We start from the raw sequence: 25,704 nt of genomic DNA, 5'->3' as shown, positions 1-25,704 counted from the left end.
AATTTTTATAACTTTGTAAGCAGATGTTATTATCCGCATTTCAGCATGATTATATAGAAGCCGGTTGCGATGAGGCTGGCAGGGGCTGTTTGGCTGGTCCTGTTTTTGCTGCTGCCGTTATTTTTCCTTCCACATTTAAGCACGAAGTGCTGAACGATTCTAAAATACTCTCCGTAGCTCAGCGCTATGACTTACGTAGAATCGTAGAAACGGAGGCTTTAGCTTTTGCAATAGCAAGTGCCAGTGCAGAAGAAATCGACCAAATAAATATTTTAAATGCTTCTTATCTTGCCATGCACCGCGCTTTAGACGCTTTGCAAATAAGCGCTCAGTATATATTAGTTGATGGAAATAGATTTAAAACATATAAGAACATTCCACATCAATGTATTATAAAAGGGGATGGCAAATATCTTTCTATAGCGGCTGCATCAATCCTAGCAAAAACATATCGAGATGACTACATGCATCAGCTAGCAGGGGAACATCCAGAATACGATTGGCTAAGTAATAAAGGATACCCCACCGTAAAACACCGTAACGCGGTGTTAAAACACGGCTTAACCCCACATCACCGGAAAACATTCAGGATAACAGACCCGCAATTGAAACTAGATCTCATTTAAGAATCTTAATCAAACAAATAGTTGATGAACATGACTATTTTATCTAAGTTTGCGGCGACGTTTAAATCATTTATTAATTCTTATGAAGACTACTGCTCTAACGGATTTACATATTGCATTAGGAGCCAAGATGGTGCCTTTTGCGGGTTATAATATGCCCGTTCAGTATACTGGTATCAATGACGAACACGAAACTGTTCGTAAAAGCGTTGGCGTTTTTGATGTAAGCCATATGGGTGAGTTCATCTTAAAAGGAGAAAAAGCATTAGATCTAGTGCAGAAAATCAGTTCTAACGACGCCGCTAAACTTTATGACGGAAAGATTCAATACGCATGCATTCCAAATGAAACCGGTGGCATTGTAGATGATTTTCTAGTGTATCGCATTGATGCGAACACTTTCTTTCTAGTAGTAAATGCTTCTAATATAGAAAAGGACTGGGATTGGATAAGTAAGCACAACATTTACGGAGTGGAAATGAAAAACATTTCTGACAAAACCTCTCTCTTTGCCGTACAAGGTCCAAAGACAACAGAAGCCCTACAAAGTCTTACGGACATAGACCTGGGAGAAATGGAATACTATACCTTTAAGAAAGGTGTATTTGCTGGTGTAGAGAATGTACTGATTTCTGCCACAGGTTATACAGGGGCAGGCGGTTTTGAGATATATGTAGAAAACAGCCATGCCAAGCAAGTATGGAACGCCATCTTTGAAGCGGGTAAATCTTTTGGCATCAAGCCCATAGGCTTAGGGGCACGGGATACCTTACGTTTAGAAATGGGTTTTTGCCTGTATGGAAATGATATCGATGATACGACGTCACCGCTAGAAGCAGGACTTGGCTGGGTCACTAAATTCACAAAAGATTTTGTTAATGCAGATGCACTGAGAAAACAGAAAGAAGAGGGCGTTTCACGTAAGCTTGTTGGAATTGAAATGATTGAGCGCGGTATTCCACGCCATGGTTACGAAATTGTTGATGCGGCCGACAACCTTTTGGGGGTAGTCACTTCCGGTACTCAGTCTCCTAGTCTTCAAAAATCAATTGGATTGGGCTATGTTAAAAAAGATTTTAGCAAAGAAGGTACTGAGATTTTCATTAAAATCAGAGATAAAAAAATAAAAGCGGTAGTCAGTAAACCCCCTTTTATTAAATAATTAGGTTCTTTGAAAGTATTCTTTTTTGCCATTTTGATGTAACTTCCTTTAGCTTTAAAATCGACAGGTCTCTCCTTTTCGGTATGCTAGGATCAAAATGGCGTAAAGGAACGACTTTTAGACACCCGTTTATCAGAAATCGATAGAAATAGAGATTGAATAATATTTAATAATAAATAAATTGAATTCGTTTTGCTTGATACCACAAGAAAAATAACTGTTTGCCTTAGTCCTGCTCTACTCCCTTTGCACGACATCAAAAATAGTATCGTTGTTGTTATCGATATTTTTAGAGCTTCCACCTCCATGTGCTATGGGATTGCGAATGGCGCGGAAGGTATAATTCCAGTGGCGGAAGTTTCCACTTGTGCCATTTATAAAGATCACGGTTATCTACTAGCTGCCGAGCGAAATGGAGAGGTCGTTGATGGTTTCGATTTTGGGAATTCTCCTTTCTCGTATGTAGAAGAAAAAGTCAAAGGAAGAACCATCGTACTCACCACCACAAATGGCACAAAGGCCATACATTTATCTCGAGAAGCAAAGAAAGTAGTAATTGGTTCCTTCTTAAATCTAAGCATCCTTTGTGATTGGTTACAAAAACAAAAAGAAGATATCCTTTTAGTTTGTGCAGGATGGAAAGATAATTTTAATTTGGAAGACACTATATTCGCAGGAGCTGTTATAAACAAGCTAAAAGCGAGTCATCAGAAAGAGGATGATGCCTCTATTGCTGCTGAAACGCTATACAATTGTGCACAACCTGATATAAGTACTTACCTAGCAGAAAGCGCACACAGTAGACGCTTACAAAATTTAGGAATCCAGAAGGATATCGATTTTTGTTTACAAGTGGATACACTTAACGTAATCCCTGTATTAGAAGGAGACCGGTTAGTGGAATTGAAGGAGTATTAGGCCTTCAATTCCTTTAATAATATTTCGCACCTTTTTGCTATCATGATATAAACGGAATCAAACAGGTCATCGTCATAATAAGGATCAGGTACAATATCGTTTCCAAGAAAAAGCCTCACTTTCGCTTTTTCGTCAGCATTTTCAGTCATGTCTAACACATCTGCAAAGTTCTCATGATCCATAACTAAAATATGGTCATATAACTGAAAGTCATTTTTGTTAAACTGCCTGGCCCTTTGGGTGCTGATATCGACGCCGTAATTTTTTGCAATGGCAATAGATCTTCTATCGGGGCATTGTCCAACGTGCCAGTTCCCCGTACCAGCTGAATCTATTTCCCAATTCAAATGCTCCTCTTTAGCCATATGAGCAAGTATACCATGCGCCAATGGTGATCTACATATGTTACCCAAACAGACCATTAATATTTTCATTTTTATTACTTTTAATTGTGAAGATTCCTAATAGGAGTGCTTGTGGCTAGCTTATATTACGCGCGCAATAGCTTAAAACTGTAATGTAAAAACACTCCCTTTTCCTTCCTCCGATTGAACCGTGATATTGCCTTTATGCATTAACATAATCTGCTTGCTTAATGTCAATCCAACACCACTACCACTCTTACGGGTTGTAAAGAAAGGGATAAATATATTCTCTAGCAATTCTTGAGGTATACCCCTACCATTATCTGTTATTTTAATCTGCGGGCTTCCATTATTAGCTAAGGCTTGCAAGCTTATATAAGGTCCCTCTCCATCTTTCACCGCCTCAATGGCATTCAATAGTAAATTGATTAATACCTGTTCTATCAAATTGACATCCAACGAAAGTTGAAGTCTTGGATCCTTTAATATAATATCCAGCACAATACTTTTCTGTAACAGCGTCGGCTCCATTAATTGATATAAATTTTCAAAGAGTTCTGCGGCATATACAATGGATACCTCTGGCTGTGCTATTTTGTTTAAACTTCGATAAGTACCCGCAAACTTTAACAGGCCCTCGCTCCTACGTTTTATTGTTTCGGTACCTAAACGTATATCGTCCAATTCTTCACTATTGGGTAGCACCTCCAAACGGTTTTTTAGTGTATCAGCCAATGAGGATATAGGTGCAATAGAATTCATAATTTCATGCGTTAATACACTCAATAGCTTTTGCCAAGCCTTTGATTCTGTTTCATCCAATGCTTCATTGATATTTTGAAAAGCAAGCAGGCGATAATAGCCTTCCGGTGTTTGAAAACTACTTGAAGAAAACTGTAGTTTTAGCATTCCTTTACTGGGGGTGGGCACCGTGAAAACACTAATTTCGCCGGGGGGCATATCAATAACTCTGTGATATAAATCCGGATTACGCTTATTCAAGCCTGATATGATGGATAGGTAAGGAATATTAAACAGTTCTTTAAATGCTTCATTCATCCAAATTACTTTCCCTGTATTCTCTTCATAGGAAAGAATGGCCGTATTTACCAGTTCCAAAATCTTTTGAAGATATTGATACTGCGTTTCACGTTCGCTACTTATTTTTTTAAATACCCCATTAATCTCATTAAAGGCCCCGCGTAAAGGCCTTATCTCTGGGCCTGCATTCTGCAAGGGGAAAAACCTAGTAAAATCGCGATAGCGGGCTGCTTCGGCGAATTCTTCAAGTTCGCGATATGCTCGCAGCTGCGAACGAAAATTTAAGGTCAGCATCCAAAGACATATCGGAAAAACAATTAAAGAATATAAAAAATATCCTTTTAATATTAACCAACACAGTAAAGATACACCTACAAAAAGTAAAAAGGCTCTAAAAATTATGAGTAAGCGGAGTCGGTTCATTAGATATTATACTTGCTCAAACGTCTATATAGTGCTGTCCGCGTTAAACCCAACTCCTGCGATGCTTTGCTTATGTTGCCGTTGTGCTTTTCTATTACTTTCATAATGGTGTTTTTTTCCATTTCTGTTAAGTTATATTCATCTTGCTCTGCACTACTGCCGCTGCTTCTTTGTTCAATTGGCGAAAAAATAACATCCTCTGGGGTTAAAGCTCCCCCTTCTGCCATAATTGTTGCTCGTTCAATGCTATATTGTAGTTCACGTACATTTCCCGGATAATGGTAACGTAGTAGCTTTTCTTCTGTTTTCTTTTCTAAATCAGGTATTTGTTTTGCGTATTTAGTTGCGTATTTTTCCATAAAATGACGTGCCAATAGTAAAATGTCATTTCCCCTCTCCCGTAGCGGTGGCACCTGTACTTCAACTGTGTTGATCCTATATATTAAATCTTTCCGAAAACGGTTTTCATTAGCAAGTACCGCCAAAGGCACATTTGTTGCACATAATAAACGAATATCTACGTTTGTAGGTGTATTACTGCCTAGCGGTATTACCTGTCTATTTTGCAAAACACTCAGCAATTTTGCCTGTTGTTGCAAAGAAATATTTCCTATTTCATCTAAAAAAAGCGTCCCCTTATCAGCGGCTTCGAACCTACCAACCCTATCTTCTCTTGCGTCTGTATAGGCGCCTTTTTTATGCCCAAAAAGCTCACTTTCAAAGAGCGTATCCGTTAAAGCCCCAACATCCACTTTTACATAAGGCATCAACACCCTTCTCGATTCTCGATGTATGGTGTCAGCTATTACATCTTTCCCTGTGCCATTCTCTCCCAAAATAAGAATATTTGCATCAGTGGGAGCGATCTTACTTATCTTATACAGGAGATGTTTCATCACATCGGACTCACCAATGAGATTACTGTTTACAGTCGGTATCTCTTCTTTTCTTTTCCCCTGTTTCTTGGTTAAAATATCACCAATAACTTTCAATAAATGTTCATTCTGCCAAGGCTTAACAATGAAATCGGTAGCCCCCTGTTTCAGTGAGTTTACTGCTAAATCGATTGCTCCATAGGCCGTAATCATTATTACAGGTAAATCAGGACGTAAAGCCTTTACTCTGTTAAGCCAATAAAGTCCTTCGTTTCCTGTATTGATAGCGCTTTTAAAATTCATATCTAAAAGGACCAAATCTACCGGTTGCCGGGAAAGGATTGCTGGAATATTTTCCGGGTTTTTATCAGCAATGACTTCGTTAACTTCTCTTTTTAATAAGAGTTTAACAGCTGTAAGAACATCAGGGTCATCATCGATTATCAAAATACGCGAATGTTTCATTCTTTTTTTATTAGAGTTGATTTGATAAATTGTTAGCTTAAAGCAGTTACACACCTAAAGTTAATGTCTAACGATTACATTTTTGTAAATCTACAACTATACCATTACTTTTAAAAGGTTGATAATCAGAAAAAGTATATTCTGTTCCAATGAATCAATCTGTACGCAAGCGCACATAAAGTGTCCGATATCGAACAGTATAAAAACCGTAAAAACACGTAAAACATTGATTATTAACAGCCTATTTTTATGGCACAAGCTTGTATAGTTATTAAGCACAGGAAACACCTGTAATGTCGAAGTATAAAATAAAAAAATGGACAGAGCACTACCAAAAAAGAAATGGAATAACAAACGGATTGCTACCGTAGTTGGGATTGTGGGCATTGGTGCCTTGATTTTCTCAAGCTATTATTTTACCTCAGGAAAATCAAAATTAAATGTTGATGCAGAAAGAATAACTATATCAGAAGTTTCAGAAGGTCCTTTTAGAGAATTTATACCCGTAAATGGCATGGTAATGCCTATTAGTACCATCTATTTAGATGCCTCCGAAGGAGGCCGTGTGGAAGAGCGATTTGTAGAAGACGGAGCGATTATGAAAAAGGGGGATCCTATTATGCGCTTATCAAATACCGATTTAGAATTGAGTTTAGTCAATCAAGAAACGCAAGTGTTAAACTTACTTACCCAATCTCAAATTTCTCAAACAAATGCCCAACAGGCTTCTATCTCTACCAGAAATCAGATGGCGGAAGTGGAAAATGGCTTTAAAGAGGCGACACGAGAATATAACCTAAAAAAACACTTATATCAACAAAAAGCGATAGGACGTCAGGAATACGAGAAAGCGTTAAATGAATATAACTACCAGGTTGAGCGAATGAAATTAAGTCGAGAAAACCTACTTACAGATTCTATACGTACACAACAGTCTCTTAAGGAAAGTCGTGAGACCTACGAACGTACCAGAAGCGCTTTAGATCTAATGAGACGTAAGGTTGGTGATTTGATTGTACGTGCACCGGTTGATGGGCAATTAACCGCCTTTGATGCAGAAATTGGCCAAAAGAAAAGTCCAGGTGATCGTTTTGGTCAGTTGGATGTATTGAGTGGATTTAAGGTAAAGGCAGACATTGACGAGCACTATATTTCACGTATTTATCCCGATCTTGATGGCGAGTTTACACTTTCGGGCAAAAGTTATAAGCTAAGAGTTAAAAAGGTATATACGCAGGTGGCTAATGGTCGTTTTCAAGTAGACATGGAATTTGATGGTGCCGTTCCAAAAGGTATTAGAAGAGGACAAACACTCCAAATTCGATTGGCCTTAAGTGATGAAACGAAAGCTGTTCTGCTCCCTAAAGGCGGTTTTTATCAGCAAACGGGAGGAAACTGGGTATTTAAACTCGGGTCTGACGGCAAAACAGCCTATCGGGCAGATGTACAACTTGGTAGACAAAACCCGGACTACTATGAAGTTATCCAAGGGTTAAAACCAGGAGAAAAGGTCGTAACTTCAAGCTATGAAACATACGACAAAGTGCAGGAATTGGTAATTAAGTAAAAAACTAGATAAGGACAAGGTATCATTTAAGATGGTGTATCTAGGCGATACCAAAACACGAAGAAAACAATGTCTAATATAGCAATCAAAAGTTTAAAATACAGCGATCAAACAACAAGGATCGCTTAATAGCTAATAAAAATATGATCAAAATAACTGAACTTCAAAAATACTACCGTACAGAGGAAGTAGAAACGGTAGCGCTTAACAGCCTTAGCATTGATGTGCAAAAAGGCGAGTTTGTAGCTGTAATGGGTCCTTCTGGTTGTGGTAAATCTACCTTATTGAATATCATAGGTCTTTTAGACGATTTAGATGAAGGCAGTTATAAATTCAATGACATTGAGGTGGCCAAATTCAATGAACGGAAGCGCTCTGATCTTCGCAAACATAATATCGGTTTCGTGTTTCAAAGCTTTAACCTAATAGATGAATTAACCGTTTTTGAAAATGTGGAACTACCGCTCATTTATACCAAAGTGCCTGCAGCGGAACGCAAAAAACGCGTGGAAGAGGTATTGGAAAAAGTGCAGATCATGCACCGCCGGAATCACTTTCCACAGCAATTATCGGGTGGTCAGCAACAACGTGTGGCCGTAGCCCGAGCAGTTGTTAACAACCCAAAGCTTATTCTCGCGGATGAGCCTACCGGTAACTTGGACTCTAACAATGGTAATGAAGTGATGCAGTTGCTTACGGAACTAAATGATCAAGGCACTACCATTGTAATGGTAACGCACAGCGAACATGATGCTCGTTATAGTGACCGGATTATCCGGATGTTGGATGGACAGGTCGTGATGACGACTGTGGGGTAAATTAGTTACCCGCTGCGAGTTGCCAGTTACGAGCGAAAACCTATAGCAATTCACAACTCACAACGCATAAAATGTTGAGGAACTATTTTAAAAGCGCTATCAGGAATCTGGTTAAAAACAAACTATATTCCATCATTAATATTATAGGCTTGTCTGTTAGCCTTGCTGCTTCCATCCTACTACTCTTATGGGTATGGGATGAATTGAATTTTGATAAGATGCATAGCAAGGGCGATCGGATCTTTCGTACTGCCGCTGCTATGGGAAGCACTAAAGACAGGGTATGGGAACATACCTCCGCTCCATTGGCTATCTTCGGCAAAGAAGAGTTACCGGAAATAGAAGACGCTTGTCGAATTCAGGAATACAATAACTTTTTATTGTTCACTTATCGAGATAAAAAATTTAATGAAAAAGCGACTTATGTTGATCCCAATATCTTTACGCTCTTTAGCTTTGAACTCCTTGAGGGCAATCCCAAAAAGCCTTTCACTGATAACCGATCAATCATCTTAAACGAAACGTTGGCTAAGAAGTACTTTGGCAGCGAACCTGCTATCGGAAAACTACTGCAAATAAAAAACGGAGACAGCTACAAAGTAACGGGCATTATGAAAGACATGCCTTCCAATTCTTCCTTGCAATATGACTTATTACTACCTTTTGATATACTTGCCGAAAACAGGCAACATAATCCACTGAACAGCGATTGGGGCAACTTCGATTATCAAACTTACTTCCTGTTACGTCCCGGCGCCTCTCCTGAAAGGGTTGGAAAACAGCTCGCGGTTATCCATCGTAGGAATCAACCCAGCGATTTCTTTAAAGACTTAATCTACCTATTGCAACCGTTAGAAAAAATGCACTTGTATGATGTCTTAGGGCACGAGCAAGGTATGCGACAAGTTAAAATCTTTCTATTGGTAGCTTTTGTTATACTGCTTATCGCTTGCATTAACTATGTCAACCTAGTGACGGCCCGATCAAGCCGACGAAGTAGGGAAGTAAGCGTTCGCAAAGTTGTCGGCGCCAATAAAAGTCATTTATTCTGGCAATTTTTAACGGAATCTTCGGTTATTTTTCTACTCTCAATCATTATTGCGATTGCGTTGATTTTTATTTTTATGCCCTTATATAATGACTTGTCAGGCAAGCAAATGATCTTTAGTCTATTTGATGCTAAGGTATGGTTCTTATTTGGCTGCACAATGATCGTCATATTAGGGGCAGCGGGCATCTATCCGGCCCTTATGCTCTCTAAATTCAATCCAGCACTCGCTTTAAAGGGCATTCTTCCCGGCTTAGGCAAAAACAACGGTTTTCGAAGGCTACTTGTAATAATTCAATTTTCCTGTTCAATTGTTCTGATCATCTCTACCTTGATAATTGGCAGGCAATTAACCTATATTAGAACTGCAGATTTAGGTTATACGAAGGAAAGTGTTTTTACTTTCTCTGCATTCAATTTTACTAAGAACTACGAAGCGATTAGAGATGAACTTCAACGGCAACCCGGTGTATTAGGCGTTACAACGGCTAGCCAATCGGTTATGAATTTAATGAGTTCAACTGGTGATTTTAATTGGGATGGTAAGCCTGCGAACATGAGCAACTTCATTATCAACCAATTATCCATTGATCGCAATTTTCCAGAAGTGATGGATATGAAGCTAGTTGACGGAAAGGGTTTTACCGGTACTGCGGCAGATAGCGCGCATTTCATTATAAATGAAACTGCTCTCAAGCAAACTGGCCTACAAAATCCCGTTGGAAAAACCGTTACTTTCCATGATCAACCTGGAACAATAGTAGGGGTTGTTAAAGATTTTCATTTCAAGGACATGAAAACCAGAATTGAACCTTGTATTTTGTTCATTAACCCTTATTGGGGATGGAATACCATATATATTAAGACAAGCGGAAAAGAAGCACAAGCTGCACTTAATAGCGTAGAAAAGCTTTGGAAGCAATATAATGCGGACTATGAATTTAATTATAAATTCATGGATGATTCGTTCGATGAAATGTATCGGAGTGACATCCGATCAGGAAAACTCTTTAATCTTTTTGCCAGCATTGCCATTTTATTATCCTGCTTGGGTTTATTTGGTTTAGTGACCTTTACGGCCGAAACCAAAGTAAAAGAAATTGGCATTCGAAAAACATTGGGGGCGAGCGTAAATCAGATTATTTTATTGATCTCAAAGGATTTCCTCCGACTGGTGGGTGTATCCTTTCTGGTAGCCTTCCCCCTTGCTTGGTGGATGATGAGTAAATGGCTAGAGAATTACGTTTATCGAACAAATATACACGCTTGGGTTTTTATTGTGGCTGGTTTAACTGCCTTTATTATTGCAGCAATTACCGTCTGTGGCCAAGCCTTAAAAGCAGCACAAAGTAATCCAGTGAAATCATTGAGGAGCGAGTAACATTAGTTACGAGTTACCTGTTGCCAGTTATGAGATTAACCAAACTCGAAACTTATAACTTATAACTCATAACTATAAGAGAATGATAAAACCATCCCGATCACTATCGGGATAGCTGAAGCACCATAAAAGACAGACACGATGCTGAAAAACTACATAAAAATCGCTTGGCGTAATATTTGGAAAACAAAGGGTTTTTCAACGATTAATATTTTAGGGCTCGCTGTAGGGATGACGGCTTGCTTCCTCATCGCTCTTTATGTCAATTTCGAGCGGAGCTATGATCGTTACCATAGCAAGGCAGACCGCATTTATCGTTTGGTGTGCGATATCAAAACTCCAACAGAAACGATCAATGCCAATATTACCTCTGGCCCTATGGCCATGTACGCCGCAAAAGATCTACCTGAGATAGAGAACTTTGCCCGATTGCTGCCCAACAGTCTGTTAATAAGAAAAGATAATATCAAATACCAAGAAAGTAAGTTATTCTTTGCAGATTCTACGCTCTTTCAACTATTTGACTTTCCTATGGTTGCAGGCAATCCAGCAACCGCATTAAAAGAACCTTTCAGTGTGGTCTTATCCGAGTCGGCCGCTAAAAAATATTTTGGAAAGGAAGATCCGATGGGTAAAAGTTTGTTGCTAACTGACGACAGCTTTAACAGTAAAGTAACAGGCGTGATAAAAGATATTCCTGAAAACTCCCAGTTTAAGGGTGACGTCTTTGTATCTATGGTCACGTTAATTAAAATGGCTAATTTTAAGTTTGATGAGCAATGGGGGAATTTTGGTTTTACTTCTTATGTACTTACGAAACCAAACACAGACCCCTCACTATTAACCACAAAATTCCCTGCCTTTTTGACCAGTCGTGTAGGCAAAGAGATGGATCAAATGAAAATGCATTATAGCCTTTTTCTAGAACCATTAAAAGAAGTTTATCTCTACTCAAAAAGAGGCGGATTTGAAAGTGGCAACATCAATAATGTATATATTTTTGCTATTGTAGCGCTATTCATCCTACTTATTGCCTGCATTAATTTCATTAACCTTTCCACCGCTAGGGCTATAGAAAGGGCTAAAGAGGTAGGTATTAGAAAGGTGGTTGGTGCCTATCGCATGCAAATTACCAGGCAATTTATCAGTGAATCTGTATTGATCTGCCTCTTAGCCTTTATCATATCACTATTACTTTGTTTAGTACTTATTCCCTACTTCAATTATTTAGCTGGCAAAGAGATTAGCGGAGGTATATTCTTTCATCCCATTTATATCATCATCTTATTCTTACTAGCCTGCCTAATTGGCCTACTCGCAGGTATCTATCCTGCTCTTGTATTATCTTCATTTAAACCCGTGACGGTATTAAAAGGGAAGTTTTCATCCAACGCGAAGGGACTGCTATTAAGAAAAACCTTAGTGATTGTGCAGTTTGTAGTATCTATCGCCCTCATTGCCGGAACCTTGATTGTGCATCGTCAGCTTGGATATATGCGAAATCAGAACTTAGGGTTCAACAAGGAGCAAATGCTGGTTCTGCAAACAAATGGCGACGCTAAAAGTAGGATTTTAAAAGACGCCGTAGCCAGCGTTCCAGGTGTATTATCAAACTCCGTTTCGGGAGCTGTTCCGGGCGGTGAAAATCCTGTAGCCTATTCAGAAATTGAGAATAAGCAAGGCGATATGCAGATAGCGAATCTACCCGTTTATTTTGTTGACTACAACTATATTCCGCTTTATAAAATCAAACTGGTAGCCGGCCGGATCTTTTCACCTGACTTTGGAACCGATACTGCTCAGGCTATGATTTTAAACGAAAGTGCTGTTAAACTTTTTGGCTATAGCAAACCGGAAGACGCCATCGGCAAAAAATATTCCCAATGGGGAAGTGAAGGCAAAATCATTGGTGTCATTAAAGATTTTCACTTTAAATCCCTACAATCGAAAATTGAACCCCTAAGCATGCGTTATGGTCAAGGAAACGGAGGTGGCTTGGTATCAATTAAAATCGAGGGCCAACATATCAACGCGGCCTTGCAAGCTATTGAAAGAAAGTGGCACGACATCATTCCAAACCGCCCGTTTGAGTATTTTTTTGCGGATGAGTTTTTTGATCGGCAATACCGAGCCGAAAATCGCTTTGGCGGTCTCTTCTTAAATTTTGCGGTCTTAGCCATTTTCATCTCTTGCTTAGGCTTATTCGGATTGGTATCTTATAATACCACACAACGTTATCGTGAAATTGGCATCCGGAAAGTTTTGGGAGCCAGTGTCTCTACCATCGTACAGCTGCTATCTATCGATTTTTTGCAGCTTGTTTGCATATCGATCCTCGTTGCTTCACCATTAATGTGGTTCTTCATGAGTAAGTGGCTGGCTGATTTTGCATACCACATCGATATTAGTTGGTGGATTTTTGCCATTGCTGGCAGCATTGCAGTGGGAATCGCCTTAGTGGTGATCACCTCACTAACTATTAAAGCTGCTATGGAAAATCCCGTAAAATCGTTGAGAAGCGAGTGATCTTAGTTGCGAGTTACCGGTTGCCAGTTATGAGCAAGCTCGCAACGCCTAACTCACAACTCATAACTATAAGATGATAAAACCATCCACCGGCTGGCGAATAGCTGAGATGCCTTAAAAATAAACACGATGATAAAAAACTATTTTAAAATTGCCTGGCGGAATGCAATTAGAAATAAAACGCAAAGCTTAATTAATCTTTTAGGCCTTACCATCGGTTTGACCTGCGTGGTGTTAATAGCGCTTTTCATTCGGAGCGAACTCCAATATGATAGGCAATTTTCTGATGCAGATCGTATCTTCCGCGTTAATATGAACGGCAAGATGGGCGAAGAGGCATTTTATGCTGGTTATACCCCTCCTCCTGCCGGTAAAGCACTGATGGATAATTTTCCAGAAATAGAAAGCTATACACGCATTTATCGATCGGGAGCAAAAGTAATACGTGCCAGTACCACCTCTGCACAACAAAAGATTTTTACGGAAAATCAAATCTTAAGCGTTGATTCGAACTTCTTACAACTATTAGATTATCCTTTAAGTCAAGGTGATCGAAATAGCTGCTTAATTAATTCACATAGTATTGTCATTTCAAATACGATGGCCCAAAAATACTTTGGAAAGAATAACCCCATCGGCAAAACGTTAGAAATCGAAGGAGACAATAACCCATACCTGATTACAGCCGTTGTAGCAGAAAATAAAACCCCCACTTCATTAAGATTCGATTTCCTCATTCCAATTTCAAATGAAAAAGATGTGACTTATTTTGACTGGAGCTGGGTTTGGCTGAATGTGGCTACCTATGTTAAATTCAGTCCGCACGTCGCGCACGATATCGCTGCAATTCAACGTCTGGAATCCAAATTTCCAGCGATGATGAAACAACAGGCGGCCAGCGCATTTGACCGCATTGGCCAGCCCTATGATGAATTTTTAAAAAAAGGGGGTAAATGGGATTTACATTTGCAGGCATTAAAGGATATACATTTACACTCAGCGAGTATTATTTCCACCGTTACGGACCAAGGAAACATCAAATATGTGTATTTCTTTTCGATAATAGCCTTCTTTATTTTATTGTTAGCTTGTGTAAATTTCATGAACCTATCTACCGCGAACGCTTCTCGAAGGTCGAAGGAAATAGGTGTCCGAAAGGTGGTTGGATCGACAAAGAAACAGTTAACGAAACAATTTTATATAGAAGCATTTCTTTTAAGCGTAATCGCTTGTATACTCTCTATCGCATTAGTTTACCTTATTATTCCCTATTTTAACCAGCTCGCAAACAAAACGATTACATTTAGTTCTTTATGGGCAGACGGAAATTGGATTTACCTGTTATTGGTAGTGTTATTGTGTACATTATTAGCAGGCAGTTATCCGGCCTTCTACCTTAGCTCGCTGGCTCCGATCTCCATATTAAAAGGAACGAAAAGTCCCTTAAAACACCAAGGTATCAGAAGTGGCTTAATTGTCTTTCAGTTTACCGTTTCTACCGCTTTGGCCATTTGTAGTTTAATTGTTTATCAGCAATTAAGATACACGCAGGTGCACGATTTGGGTTTGGATAAGGAAAATGTGTTAATCTTGCCAAATAGCAAGAGGTTGGGCAACAGCGAAGAGAGCTTCAAAGAAGAATTAAAAAAGTCTTCCCATGTCATCAACGCGAGCATCAGCACAAGTATACCCGGAAGGGGGGCCTTTGGCGACTTTTATGTTCCTTTGAGCAGTAACGGCGATCAACCGATTGCAAAAGATATTACCTTGTCGTCATACCTTACAGATGAAGACTTTATAAAAACATTGGATATCCAACTATTACAGGGAAGAGGGTTTGAAGCCGCTTTCGATAATTCGCGAGCAGTTTTAATAAATGAAACAGCTGCCAAACGCATGGGTTATAAAAATCCAATGGGTAAATTTATTAAATATCCCGGCGGAAATGCTGCGGAGTCTTACCAGATTGTCGGCATTATGAAAGACTTCAATACAGAATCGCTGCACAGTCCTATTATGCCTTTTGCCCTCTTTCATAAATCATCTAACTCATATGATATTCCGCCTTCTTTCCTTGTAGTAAGGGTAAAACCGGGAGACCTAGTGCCGGTATTAAAGGAGATGGAGCAATTGTGGAAAGCATTTTCACCTAACACTCCATTTGAATATAGTTTTTTACGTGATGACCTCGCTATGCAATATGAATCTGACCAACGTACAGGCAAAATTATTGGCATTTTTAGTATATTATCCGTTGTTATTGCCTGCATTGGACTATTGGGTTTGGTGATCTTCGCTACTCAGCAACGCATAAAAGAGATTGGTATTCGGAAGGTCCTAGGTGCTTCAGTAATGGATATCATGCAGCTTTTATCAAAGAACTTTATAAAACTGTTATTAATAGCCTTTCTTATTGCCGCACCAATAGCATGGTGGGTAATGACGCGTTGGCTGGAAGATTTCGCCTATAAGATCACCATTCAGTGGTGGATGTTTGTGTTAGCAGGTATCTCGGCTTTACTTATTGCATTGGTAACAATAAGCTTTCAAGCAGTTAAAGCAGCAACCACCAATCCGGTAGATAGTTTGAGGGATGAATAACCTTAGTTAGACGTTACCAGTTGTGAGTTATGAGTTTGACCAACCACACTACACATGACTTACGATTATAAAAGAAAAACACGATGTTAAAAAACTTTTTTATTGTCACGCTCCGAAACCTGTGGAGATATAAATTTTTCTCCCTTATCAATATAGTGGGTTTAGCAATTGGCCTTAGTGCCTCGCTTGTTATTTTTATGATTGTATCTTACGAATTCAGTTTCGACCAGTTTGAATCGGATAAAGATCGTGTATATCGCATTGTGTTAGATATGAATAGAGATGGGTTTGAAGGCCATAGTGCTGCCGTTCCAGCACCTTTATCGAAAGTAGTTAAAGACGCGGTACTTGGAATTGAACAAGCTATACCCATTTTTAGCTTTCCCGGTGATACAAAGGCAGATGTACATATTAACAGGAGTGAGGACAAGCTCGTTACCTTTAAAAAGCAGGAAGCGATCGTTTTTACCAATCTAGACTATTTGCATTTACTTAACTATCGCTGGATAGCTGGCGATCCACCAACAGCACTTATACAACCATTTCAGGTTGTGCTGACACAAAGCAGGGCCTCGGAATACTTTCCAAATACACCAGCGGCAGATATTATAGGCAACAGAGTTACCTATAACGACATGGAAGTAACCGTAATGGGTGTAGTTCGCGACCTTAATCAAGCAAGTGATTTTCGGGCTAAAGAATTTATTTCCCTTCCTACCATTGAAGCAAGCTCCTTGAAAGGCGACCTGATGTTTGACGTTTGGGATGATTGGATGTCGTACTCCGCGCTGTTCATTAAGCTATCACCACAAGCAACACCTCAACAGGTTAGCAAAGAGCTCAACTTATTATATAACAAACACAAGAAGAAAGAAAGTTATTTCTCGAAAATCAACTTGTCACTCCTACCATTGGCAGACATGCATTTTGACAATCGTTATCAAAGTGCCGATTTTCGGATTGCTCATAAAGCGACCCTATACGGATTAATTGCAATCGCGTCGTTCTTATTACTTTTGGGCTGTATTAATTATATAAATTTGACCACAGCACAAGCATCAAAACGTGCAAAAGAAGTGGGCATTCGGAAATCAGTTGGAGGAGCAAAAAATCAATTAATATTTCAGTTTTTAGGAGAGACCTTTTTTATAACATTGCTTGCCACGCTGTTGTCGGTTTTAATTTCCCCTCTCTTACTCCATGCCTTTACTGCCTTCATACCGGAAGGGCTAACCTTATCATTTTTAGGGAACCCAGAAATGATAATATATTTAATCTTCGTTACCGTTTCGGTAAGTATTTCAGCGGGCCTTTACCCTGCGTTCATCCTGTCTGGTTACAAACCTGTACAGGTATTGAAAAATCAGCAACTGATCAGTTTCGGGCAGTCTCGACAAACATTGATAAGAAAAGGTCTTACCGTTTCGCAATTTATTATCGCTCAGTTCTTCATTATATCCACCGTATTGATCAGCAAACAGATTTATTTTGTACTACATGCCGATATGGGTTTTCAGAAAGAAGCGGTTTTAACCTTTAACACGCCCCGGGATACTGTTGATATACATCGGACGCAGATAAAGCAGCGCTTAGCGGCCATGTCCGGAGTAGCAATGGTTAGTAATGGCTTCACCTCCCCAGCAATGGAAGGAGGTGCTTTCTCAAATATCACCTACCAAAATGGCAGCGAAGAAATAAAGCCAAATGTACAGGTCCGATGGGGAGATGAAGATTATTTTAGGCTCTATCAAATCCGGTTAATTGCGGGTCGTCAGGCAATACAAAGTGACTCCATAACTGAAATAGTAGTAAACGAACGCTTTACCAAAGAAATAGGCTTCCAACGGCCAGAAGAAGCATTAGGTAAATTTATTATATATAACGATAAGCAGGTGCCGATTGTGGGTATTATGAATGATTTCCACACGCAAACGATGCGAGCGGAGATAGCTCCCGTAATGTTCCAAGGTCGACCGGGGAATACTTTTCACATAAAGTTGCAATCGGAACCTTCGGATTGGTCAAAGGTTACGGCCAGTATCGAAAAAATATATAAAGAGGTATACCCAGAAGACGACTTTAACTACGAATTTGTTGATGATACCATTAAGAAATTCTATGAAAAGGAACAAGCCACAGCCGCGCTTTTACGTTGGGCAACCGGATTAGCTATCTTTATTAGTTGCCTTGGCTTATTGGGATTGGTAATTTATACAACAAACAGCCGAACAAAGGAAGTGGGAATTCGGAAAGTATTGGGAGCTACCGTTATGCAGATTATAACACTGCTATCGAAAGATTTTATACAGTTAGTGTTAATAGCATTTGCTGTCGCAGCTCCTATTGCCTGGTGGACCACCCACAAATGGTTGGAAAATTTTGCATACAAAACCGATATAAGTTGGTGGGTATTTTTGGCAAGCGGTGTTGGAATGTTGATCATAGCCTTATGCGTATTGGGAATACAGACTATAAAAACAGCCCTGGCCAACCCTACAGAATCGTTACGGGATGAATAATTATTTTATGGATATAATAAATCAGCAGACAAAGTAGCGCGGTGTAAAATGATATGCAACATTCGCAATTTACCTGCGTCTCTTAACAAAAACCCTTATGAAAAGAATATATTTCCTTGCTGTCATGTGCAGCAGTTACATTGTGGCTTTCTCGCAAAATCAAAACATTCCCTACCTAACGAAGTCATTAAGTGCCGCTAATATACGTTCCGTTGACATGCAAACTTCGGGTGGTAGTCTGTCCGTAGAAGGTGTAAACAGTGCCGACGCTAAACTCGAAGTTTATGTTCACGGTAATAATGGGAATAAAAACTTGAGCAAAGAAGAAATAGACAGACGTATTAAAGAAGGTTATGACCTAAATATTACTACAAACGGTGGGCAATTAGTGGTAGTAGCAAAACAAAAAAAGGGATTTAACGATTGGAAAAAATCGCTATCTATTTCCTTTAAAGCGTATGTTCCAAAAAATGCTTCAACAAGTCTTAGAACAAGTGGAGGAAGCTTATCGCTTAGCGGACTTACTGGAGTAGCGGAGGGTAACACCTCCGGAGGAAGCATTCGGTTAAGCAATATGAACAATAGCGTAAATATGAAAACCAGCGGTGGAAGTATCTCTGCTGAAAACTCATCGGGAAATATTAATCTGACTACTTCTGGTGGATCTATAAACTTAAGCGATTTAAAAGGTGCTATTAATGCTGTTACCAGTGGCGGAAGTATCAAAGCAGACGGTGTAAATGGCGAGCTGTTGGCAAAAACCTCAGGAGGAAGCATTCGGGTAGATCGCATGGAAGGAAGCGTTGACTTAGCCACCAGTGCAGGAAGCACCTCTGTAAACATGCTTTCTGTTGACAAGTATGTAAAAATTGCGGTTTCTGCCGGTCAGGTAAACCTTCATTTACCTAAGAATAAAGGTATGGATTTAGACTTGAGAGCCTCAAAAGTAAATCTTCCATCAGTTAATAACTTCTCCGGTTCGCAAGAAAAAGAAAAGGTAACAGGAAAACTTAATGGCGGCGGTGTTCCAGTAGAAGTAGCCGTAAGTTCCGGAAGCTTAAATGTAGAAACGAATTAAGACAAATCTGGGTTTCCCATATTAAGCGTTTGTTACATAACGTTTAATATGGGATTTTTATATAGCCACATTTTTTTCTCGAATTTTATCACAAATTGCCTAAATATTTTGGTTTCAATGGGCATTTCAGCCGGTCTATTCACAGGTTATCACACAAGCAACCACTTGACTACTAACGTAATAAAATGATTCATCGTATTTTTACAAGAAAATATGAAAAAATCCTATTTGGTTATTGTTTTAGCAGGTTTTGTCCTTCTAAGTTGCAAAAAAGACAAAGAGAGCGGTCCTTCTCCTTTAGTGGTAACATCTTCTGAATACGATGGCAAGCTTTTATTTGTTAACAAAAACAACTTCCAAATCACTACAAATCAAGCCGCGATCTATACTACCGATGATACAAGCATCACCATTACCGCAGATGGACTAGTTGAACGTCTAACTTCTGGAGAAGTGGTAGCCATTGATATTGCACCAAAAGAATCGCCCGAAACAAAAACGCGCTTTTATGCTTTTGGCGCAACGGATAACAATCATGTTAAACCGCAAATAACTTATAATGGAAAGGGTGCAACAGACACTTACAACTCCTACCTAAAAGGATGGGCAACGTTGCAGAAGCTTCCCATTGCGAATGAAACCTTTGCACTTGTTCTTCGTCATGCTGACGCAGACCAGGGAGTAGATTATTCACTCAATCACAATGATGAAGGTCCTGCCAATTGGTGGAAGTCCAGTGATAAATCTTTGGCTCGACAGCTGAATGAAGAAGGAAGAACTCGCTCAAAAGAACTCGGCGCCAACTTAAAAGCGCTTGGATATCCTATAGCACGTGTATACACTAGTGAATTCCGTAGGGCGATAGAAACCGCAGAATTAATGGAACTTGGTTTGCCCTTGGTACAGGATGCTGCGTTAAATCACCCTTCCCACAATAACGAAAGTTTATTTCTAGGTTTGATTGAATTATTAAAAAACACACCTGTTGACAACAAGATTAGCTTAGTAGTTACACATCACCCTATCAATGAAATTATTAATAGCGGGGGATATCCCACCTTCCCGGATGTTAGCCCTTTCAATTGGACAGGGATGTATCTCGTAAAAATAGCATCCGACAAAACCATTACTTACGAAGGAGCCGTTTCATGGGGAATGGTTAAACGTTGGCATGATATAAAAATGGGGCTTTAAAGGAACCTTCAAATTAAAATCATTCTAAATAAAAAAATGTTTCTCCGAGGCCCCTTGTAATGCCTTTATTCCGTGCCGGAACGCTTATCTTTGAAGAGGTACAGTTGCACATATAGGCGGCTGTCTTCATAAAAAATTTGTCGTTATGGACGATTTTCTCGCTGCCCGTTCCCAAATGGCCCTATCATTGGGCTTTCATATAATTTTCGCTTGTATAGGTATGGTTATGCCGTTTTTTATGGCAGTAGCACATTATAAATGGTTAAGAACAGGTCAACAAGTTTATAAAAATGTCACGAAGGCCTGGAGTAAGGGCGTGGCTATTTTTTTTGCCACAGGTGCTGTTTCAGGGACCGTTCTTTCCTTCGAGCTAGGCCTGCTCTGGCCAACTTTTATGGAACATGCCGGCCCTATATTTGGAATGCCCTTTTCATTAGAAGGAACCGCCTTTTTTATAGAAGCAATTGCTTTAGGTTTCTTTTTATACGGCTGGGATAAATTTAATCCCTGGTTCCATTGGTTTACGGGAGTTGTAGTAGGCATTAGTGGTTTAGCTTCTGGCATACTGGTAGTAGCGGCTAACGCCTGGATGAACAGCCCAGCAGGATTTGACTATATAGACGGTCAATATCTCCATATTGATCCTATCGAAGCCATGTTTAATGATGCTTGGTTTTCACAAGCACTTCATATGACATTAGCTGCTTTTGTAGCTACTGGTTTTGCTGTAGCAGGTGTACATGCATTAATGGTATTGAAAGGTAGAAATATATTATTTCATCAAAAGGCCTTTCGCATTGCCGCTATTTTTGGTACAGTGGCGGCGGTATTACAGCCTTTAAGTGGCGATATTTCAGCGAAGGACGTTGCTAAAAGACAACCTGCTAAGTTAGCAGCCATGGAAGCCCATTTTCACACAGAAAAAAGCGCTCCTCTTATTATAGGAGGAATCGTCAATGAAGAAGAAGCCCAGGTTAACTATGCCCTTAAAATTCCCGGTCTGCTAAGTTGGATGGCCCATGGTGACAGTCAAAAAGCCGTAACAGGTTTGAACCAGATTCCAAAAGAGGATCATCCACCTGTTGCTATTACGCATTATTCGTTTCAAGTAATGGTTGGGCTTGGAATGCTTATGATGCTCTTGGCGTTCATCTATTTTATCGCACTTTTAAAAAAGAAAACTTGGCTAAGCGGTAAATGGCTATATAAATTATTCGTAATAGCCATACCCATGGGCTTTATTGCGATAGAAGCGGGCTGGATGGTTACTGAAATTGGACGGCAACCGTGGATTATACACGGCGTGATGCGCACTGTGGACGCTGTTACCCCCATGCCCGGTATTGCTTATTCCTTTTATATTTTTACTGCAGTATATATTTCATTATCACTGATCGTCATGTTCTTGCTGTATCGACAAATAAAAATGGTGAGCAAAATTTATGATGTACATGACGACGAATTGACTATTAAACACGCCTAATATGCTATATGTAGTAATTGCTTTCTTGTGGGCCTCGATATGGTTATATTTGCTGCTTGGAGGTGCAGATTTTGGTGCGGGAATTATCGAGCTGATCTCAACCGGAGAAAATAGAAATAAAACGCGACACACTATGTATCGGGCAATTGGTCCGATTTGGGAGGCGAACCACATGTGGCTTATCATAGCAATTGTGATTCTCTTTGTTGGTTTCCCGCACATATATACCACCATGTCAATTTTTGTGCATATACCGCTTACGGCGATGCTGTTAGGTATCATTGCCAGAGGCACTGCATTTGTGTTCAGAAATTATGATGCTGTTGAAGATAATATGCAGAAAATATATAACCGCATCTTTGTTTATTCAAGTGCTATAACACCATTTTTCTTAGGCATTATTGCTGCGAGCACGGTAAGCAGAAAGATAGATAAGGAGGCAGACGATTTTCTGTCGGCTTACATATATAGCTGGTTAAATGGATTTGGTATTACCGTTGGTCTCTTTACAGTATGTATTTGTGGTTTCTTGGCCGCCATTTATATTATTGGAGAAGTAAATACAAAGGAAGATAAAGAGCATTTCATCAAAATAGCTAAAAAAATGGTTGTTGCTGCCTTTATTAGCGGTGCATTTGTTTTTCTTGCCGCACATCTGGAGCAGATTCCTTTACTTGATTGGATTTTTGGCCATTGGGTCGGAAATATAGCTATTGCCGCGGCCAGCATTTCACTTATCGTATTATGGTTAACGCTTGACAAGAATAAGGATATTTTGATCCGACTATTGGCAGGTTTTCAGATAAGTATGATTTTGCTGGCCGCAACCTATACACATTTTCCAAAAATAGTTTTATTAAAAGATGGTTCAGCACTCTCTCTAATAGATGAAGCGGGTCTAAACAAAACCATCGACTCACTCGCTTGGGCGCTCTTATTAGGCAGTATATTTATACTTCCTTCCCTTTTCTATTTACTCTATAGCTTTGAGAATAAAAAAAATACGCGCTCCGAGCTAAGGCATTAGCATTCTTTTACAAAAGAGGAGTGATAAAGATTATCACTCCTCGAATAAACACAAACCTATTTAATTTAACCTAAAAGCTGTAGCTCACACTTAATCTGTAATTTCTTGGGGCTTCTGTTTGCCAATAATAAGCCGACAACCAATTATAAGCGGAACCACTAAACAGATATTTATCAAAAATATTGAAAGCATTTGCTGTAATACGCATTTTTGTGCCTTCCCAGAAAATCCCCCCATCAATTTTATGATAATCTGGTAACCGAAGATCTGAGTCACCCCAGTTATCCGTTGCTCTGTCCAGTAAACCGGTATAACCTGCCGAGACACCGAGGCCCTTTAGGGCTTTAACAGGCAATTTATAATTAACCCACCCATTTACAACATGTTTCGAAAATCCCGGCATTACGTCTCCGACCGAAACATTCGGTACGCCGGGGTTTACTTTACTTACCTTTGAATCGGTATAAGCATAATTCGCAATGATACTTAAATAGGTTGAAATATTTCCTCTTACATCAAATTCAACACCCTGCGCTTTCTTTTGACCAAGTTCTATACTTAAGGGGTTAGCAGGCGTGCTATTCTCTGATGCCGTTAATTCGTTATTTTTTAAGATTCTATAAACTGAAAGCGTAGTGCTAAGATTACCGCCAAACCAGTCTCGCTTAATCCCCAACTCGGTATTGCTTCCGGTAATTGGTTTTAGCTCGCTTCCCTCTTCTAAAGCTCCGGATACGCTCTGTGGCACGAAAGCCTGATCGTATAAAGCATAAACAGACGTATGCTGATCCACAGATGCACTTAGCCCAATTCTTGGTGTGAAGTGTTTCGCTTCGTCAGCGTCTGCACCATAATATTGTCTTGCATACGTATATCGTCCCGCCAGGGTCAACCTTAATCTATTTTCAAAAAAACCAAGCTCATCCTGAAAATACAAACCTGTGTAACGTTGGCCTTGCAAGCCACCAGCTGCCAGGGCCCTTGAAGTCAAGCTCGTGTTTCTATCAAAGTTTGGCAAGCCATTGGTAGGTATCCCATAAGTAGGGTTTAGGGGGTCAAAATATAGCGTGGCACTATCACGATCTAAATCATGTGATTGTCCCCAATCGGCAATATAGGTTTTCTTTCCCATATCTATCCCTGCGAGTATACGATGCTTAATAGCTCCTGTTTGCACATCTCCATTTACAAAAACCTGCCCCAATGCCATTCGTCCTTGCGCGTCCCAAATACCTACATTTCTGACAACTGTTCTATCTTCATTAACCTTAGAAGGCCATGAGCTGTAACCTACCTGGTCATAGAAAAAATAGGAGCCTTGTGCCGTCAATTTCCAATGGTCATCCAGCTTATGCTCAAAAGTCAAAAACAAGCTGTGGTCATTAATGTTTGTCGGTGGGATACCCGGATTGGTCATGGTAAAATCAACGGGTAAAGTAGCATATCCACCCGACTCCGGACCAAAAACGTAATAAGACCCTACTTCAGACATGCGTACATGCTGCAAGGTATATTCGGCGGTGAGTTTTGTCTTTTCGTCTACTTGATAGGAAATTACCGGCGCAATGCTATAGCGATCGTTATATTCATAAGGGCGATGTGATGCTTTGTTCTGCCCCATCACGTTAAGGCGATAAAGCAGCTTACCATCTTTACTCAGTTTACCATCCAAATCAAGTGTACCTCTGAATAGATCAAAACTTCCAAGCGTGAATGTCGCTTCGCCTTTGGTAACACCCGTTGGTTTTTTGGTTACCACATTATATAGGCCACTGGGATCCCCATTTGCTAACATAAACCCAGCGGGACCTTTTACAAATTCAATATGATCAACAAAACTCATATCCTCCGTTAGCGGCCCCCAGTACGACCCCACCACATTAAAACCATTTCTAAAGGCTTGGATTTGTGACCCACGCATATTGATATTGGCATAGAGATCACCCCAATGCTCTAAGCGCACCGCTCCACTTACGTTTCGGATCAGCCCATCGCTCATACTGACCACCTGTTGATCAGACAATACCTTATTTGTAACGACTTGAATGTTTTGCGGTATTTCGATTAAGGGCTCTCCTAAGCGCAAACTTAAAGAAGTAGTATCTACTTTGTATTGCTTTTTCGTAGACGAAATAACCACTTCCTGCAACTGCTCATTCGTAGCGTCTACGACAAAGTCTTCTATAAGCTCTTGCTCCCCAGCAAGATAAACAGTTCGCTCTTGCCGTTGAATGCCGACGGCCGATAGGACAAGCGTGTAGCTCCCCTCGCTTAATCCCTGTATTTCATACTTGCCTTCTTGGTTGGTTTTCCCGCCCATTCTAGCACCTTTAATCCATAACGAGACCCCCACAATTGGTTCGTTGGAGCGATTTAGTACAGTACCTTTAATTATTTGCGCCCAGGTTGTTGGCGCAAATAAGGTGCTTAGCACTATAATTAGGCTGAGTGATAGTAGCTTTTTCAATTATTTAGAATAAATCTAGTTAAACATATTTTGCACAAACGTACAATATGTTTTAAAACTTGTCAACAGTTTTTTAGAATTATTTTAAATAAGGACAATTTTGGCTAAAAAAGATAAAAA

The 25,704-nt window shown here is 39.8% G+C and carries 17 protein-coding genes; 13 read left to right on the top strand and 4 right to left on the bottom strand.

Going from position 1 to position 25,704, the window contains the following annotated elements:
• The first annotated feature begins 23 nt into the window (after positions 1 to 23).
• From BMY50_RS15995 to BMY50_RS15985, 3 genes are all read left to right on the top strand, one after another.
• Positions 24 to 626: a ribonuclease HII gene (locus BMY50_RS15995; RefSeq protein ID WP_093326397.1), complete on the top strand. Its 603-nt coding sequence runs from the start codon at positions 24 to 26 to the stop codon at positions 624 to 626.
• An 82-nt stretch (positions 627 to 708) separates the two neighbouring features.
• A complete protein-coding gene (gcvT, locus tag BMY50_RS15990; protein WP_093326396.1) occupies positions 709 to 1,788 on the top strand; it encodes a glycine cleavage system aminomethyltransferase GcvT in 1,080 nt (359 codons plus the stop codon).
• A 192-nt stretch (positions 1,789 to 1,980) separates the two neighbouring features.
• A complete protein-coding gene (locus tag BMY50_RS15985; protein ID WP_093326395.1) occupies positions 1,981 to 2,706 on the top strand; it encodes a 2-phosphosulfolactate phosphatase in 726 nt (241 codons plus the stop codon).
• On the opposite strand, the gene BMY50_RS15980 is transcribed toward BMY50_RS15985, so the two are convergent.
• The 3 genes from BMY50_RS15980 to BMY50_RS15970 all read right to left on the bottom strand — a co-directional run bounded on the left by BMY50_RS15980 (position 2,703) and on the right by BMY50_RS15970 (position 5,875).
• Entirely contained in the window at positions 2,703 to 3,140 is a 438-nt protein-coding gene (locus tag BMY50_RS15980; RefSeq protein ID WP_093326394.1) for a low molecular weight protein-tyrosine-phosphatase, read from the bottom strand. The two genes, BMY50_RS15985 and BMY50_RS15980, sit on opposite strands and share 4 nt — an antisense overlap.
• Before the next feature lie 72 nt (positions 3,141 to 3,212).
• Entirely contained in the window at positions 3,213 to 4,406 is a 1,194-nt protein-coding gene (locus tag BMY50_RS15975; RefSeq protein WP_238383793.1) for a sensor histidine kinase, read from the bottom strand.
• Between the two features lie 128 nt (positions 4,407 to 4,534).
• On the bottom strand, positions 4,535 to 5,875 hold the full coding sequence (locus BMY50_RS15970) for a sigma-54-dependent transcriptional regulator (protein ID WP_093326392.1): 1,341 nt from the start codon (positions 5,873 to 5,875) through the stop codon (positions 4,535 to 4,537).
• 316 nt (positions 5,876 to 6,191) lie between these two features.
• Here BMY50_RS15970 and BMY50_RS15965 point away from each other — a divergent pair, with 316 nt between their 5' ends.
• The 10 genes from BMY50_RS15965 to BMY50_RS15920 all read left to right on the top strand — a co-directional run bounded on the left by BMY50_RS15965 (position 6,192) and on the right by BMY50_RS15920 (position 23,117).
• Entirely contained in the window at positions 6,192 to 7,442 is a 1,251-nt protein-coding gene (locus BMY50_RS15965) for an efflux RND transporter periplasmic adaptor subunit (protein WP_093326391.1), read from the top strand.
• A 143-nt stretch (positions 7,443 to 7,585) separates the two neighbouring features.
• Positions 7,586 to 8,260, top strand: a complete 675-nt coding sequence (locus BMY50_RS15960; RefSeq protein ID WP_093326390.1) for an ABC transporter ATP-binding protein — start codon at positions 7,586 to 7,588, stop codon at positions 8,258 to 8,260.
• 71 nt (positions 8,261 to 8,331) lie between these two features.
• Entirely contained in the window at positions 8,332 to 10,689 is a 2,358-nt protein-coding gene (locus BMY50_RS15955; protein WP_093326389.1) for an ABC transporter permease, read from the top strand.
• A gap of 141 nt (positions 10,690 to 10,830) precedes the next feature.
• Entirely contained in the window at positions 10,831 to 13,215 is a 2,385-nt protein-coding gene (locus tag BMY50_RS15950; protein WP_093326388.1) for an ABC transporter permease, read from the top strand.
• Positions 13,216 to 13,344: 129 nt separating this feature from the next.
• A complete protein-coding gene (locus BMY50_RS15945; RefSeq protein ID WP_093326387.1) occupies positions 13,345 to 15,816 on the top strand; it encodes an ABC transporter permease in 2,472 nt (823 codons plus the stop codon).
• Positions 15,817 to 15,899: 83 nt separating this feature from the next.
• Positions 15,900 to 18,335 carry an ABC transporter permease gene (locus BMY50_RS15940; RefSeq protein ID WP_093326386.1) on the top strand — a complete coding sequence of 812 codons (2,436 nt, stop codon included), beginning with the start codon at positions 15,900 to 15,902 and terminating at the stop codon, positions 18,333 to 18,335.
• Between the two features lie 97 nt (positions 18,336 to 18,432).
• A complete protein-coding gene (locus BMY50_RS15935; RefSeq protein ID WP_093326385.1) occupies positions 18,433 to 19,413 on the top strand; it encodes a DUF4097 family beta strand repeat-containing protein in 981 nt (326 codons plus the stop codon).
• Positions 19,414 to 19,626: 213 nt separating this feature from the next.
• Positions 19,627 to 20,607 carry a phosphoglycerate mutase family protein gene (locus BMY50_RS15930; protein ID WP_093326384.1) on the top strand — a complete coding sequence of 327 codons (981 nt, stop codon included), beginning with the start codon at positions 19,627 to 19,629 and terminating at the stop codon, positions 20,605 to 20,607.
• A gap of 145 nt (positions 20,608 to 20,752) precedes the next feature.
• Positions 20,753 to 22,090, top strand: a complete 1,338-nt coding sequence (locus BMY50_RS15925) for a cytochrome ubiquinol oxidase subunit I (RefSeq protein WP_093326383.1) — start codon at positions 20,753 to 20,755, stop codon at positions 22,088 to 22,090.
• Position 22,091: 1 nt separating this feature from the next.
• Positions 22,092 to 23,117: a cytochrome d ubiquinol oxidase subunit II gene (locus BMY50_RS15920; RefSeq protein WP_093326382.1), complete on the top strand. Its 1,026-nt coding sequence runs from the start codon at positions 22,092 to 22,094 to the stop codon at positions 23,115 to 23,117.
• A 70-nt stretch (positions 23,118 to 23,187) separates the two neighbouring features.
• Here BMY50_RS15920 and BMY50_RS15915 read toward each other — a convergent pair whose 3' ends face one another.
• Positions 23,188 to 25,584, bottom strand: a complete 2,397-nt coding sequence (locus tag BMY50_RS15915) for a TonB-dependent receptor (RefSeq protein ID WP_093326381.1) — start codon at positions 25,582 to 25,584, stop codon at positions 23,188 to 23,190.
• Between the last annotated feature and the right edge of the window lie 120 nt (positions 25,585 to 25,704).

Source organism: Olivibacter domesticus (genome assembly GCF_900109575.1).
Taxonomy (GTDB): Bacteria; Bacteroidota; Bacteroidia; order Sphingobacteriales; family Sphingobacteriaceae; genus Olivibacter; species Olivibacter domesticus.
The sequence above is the reverse complement of the archived record's forward strand: the minus strand, read 5'-3'. Positions and strand labels throughout refer to the sequence as shown.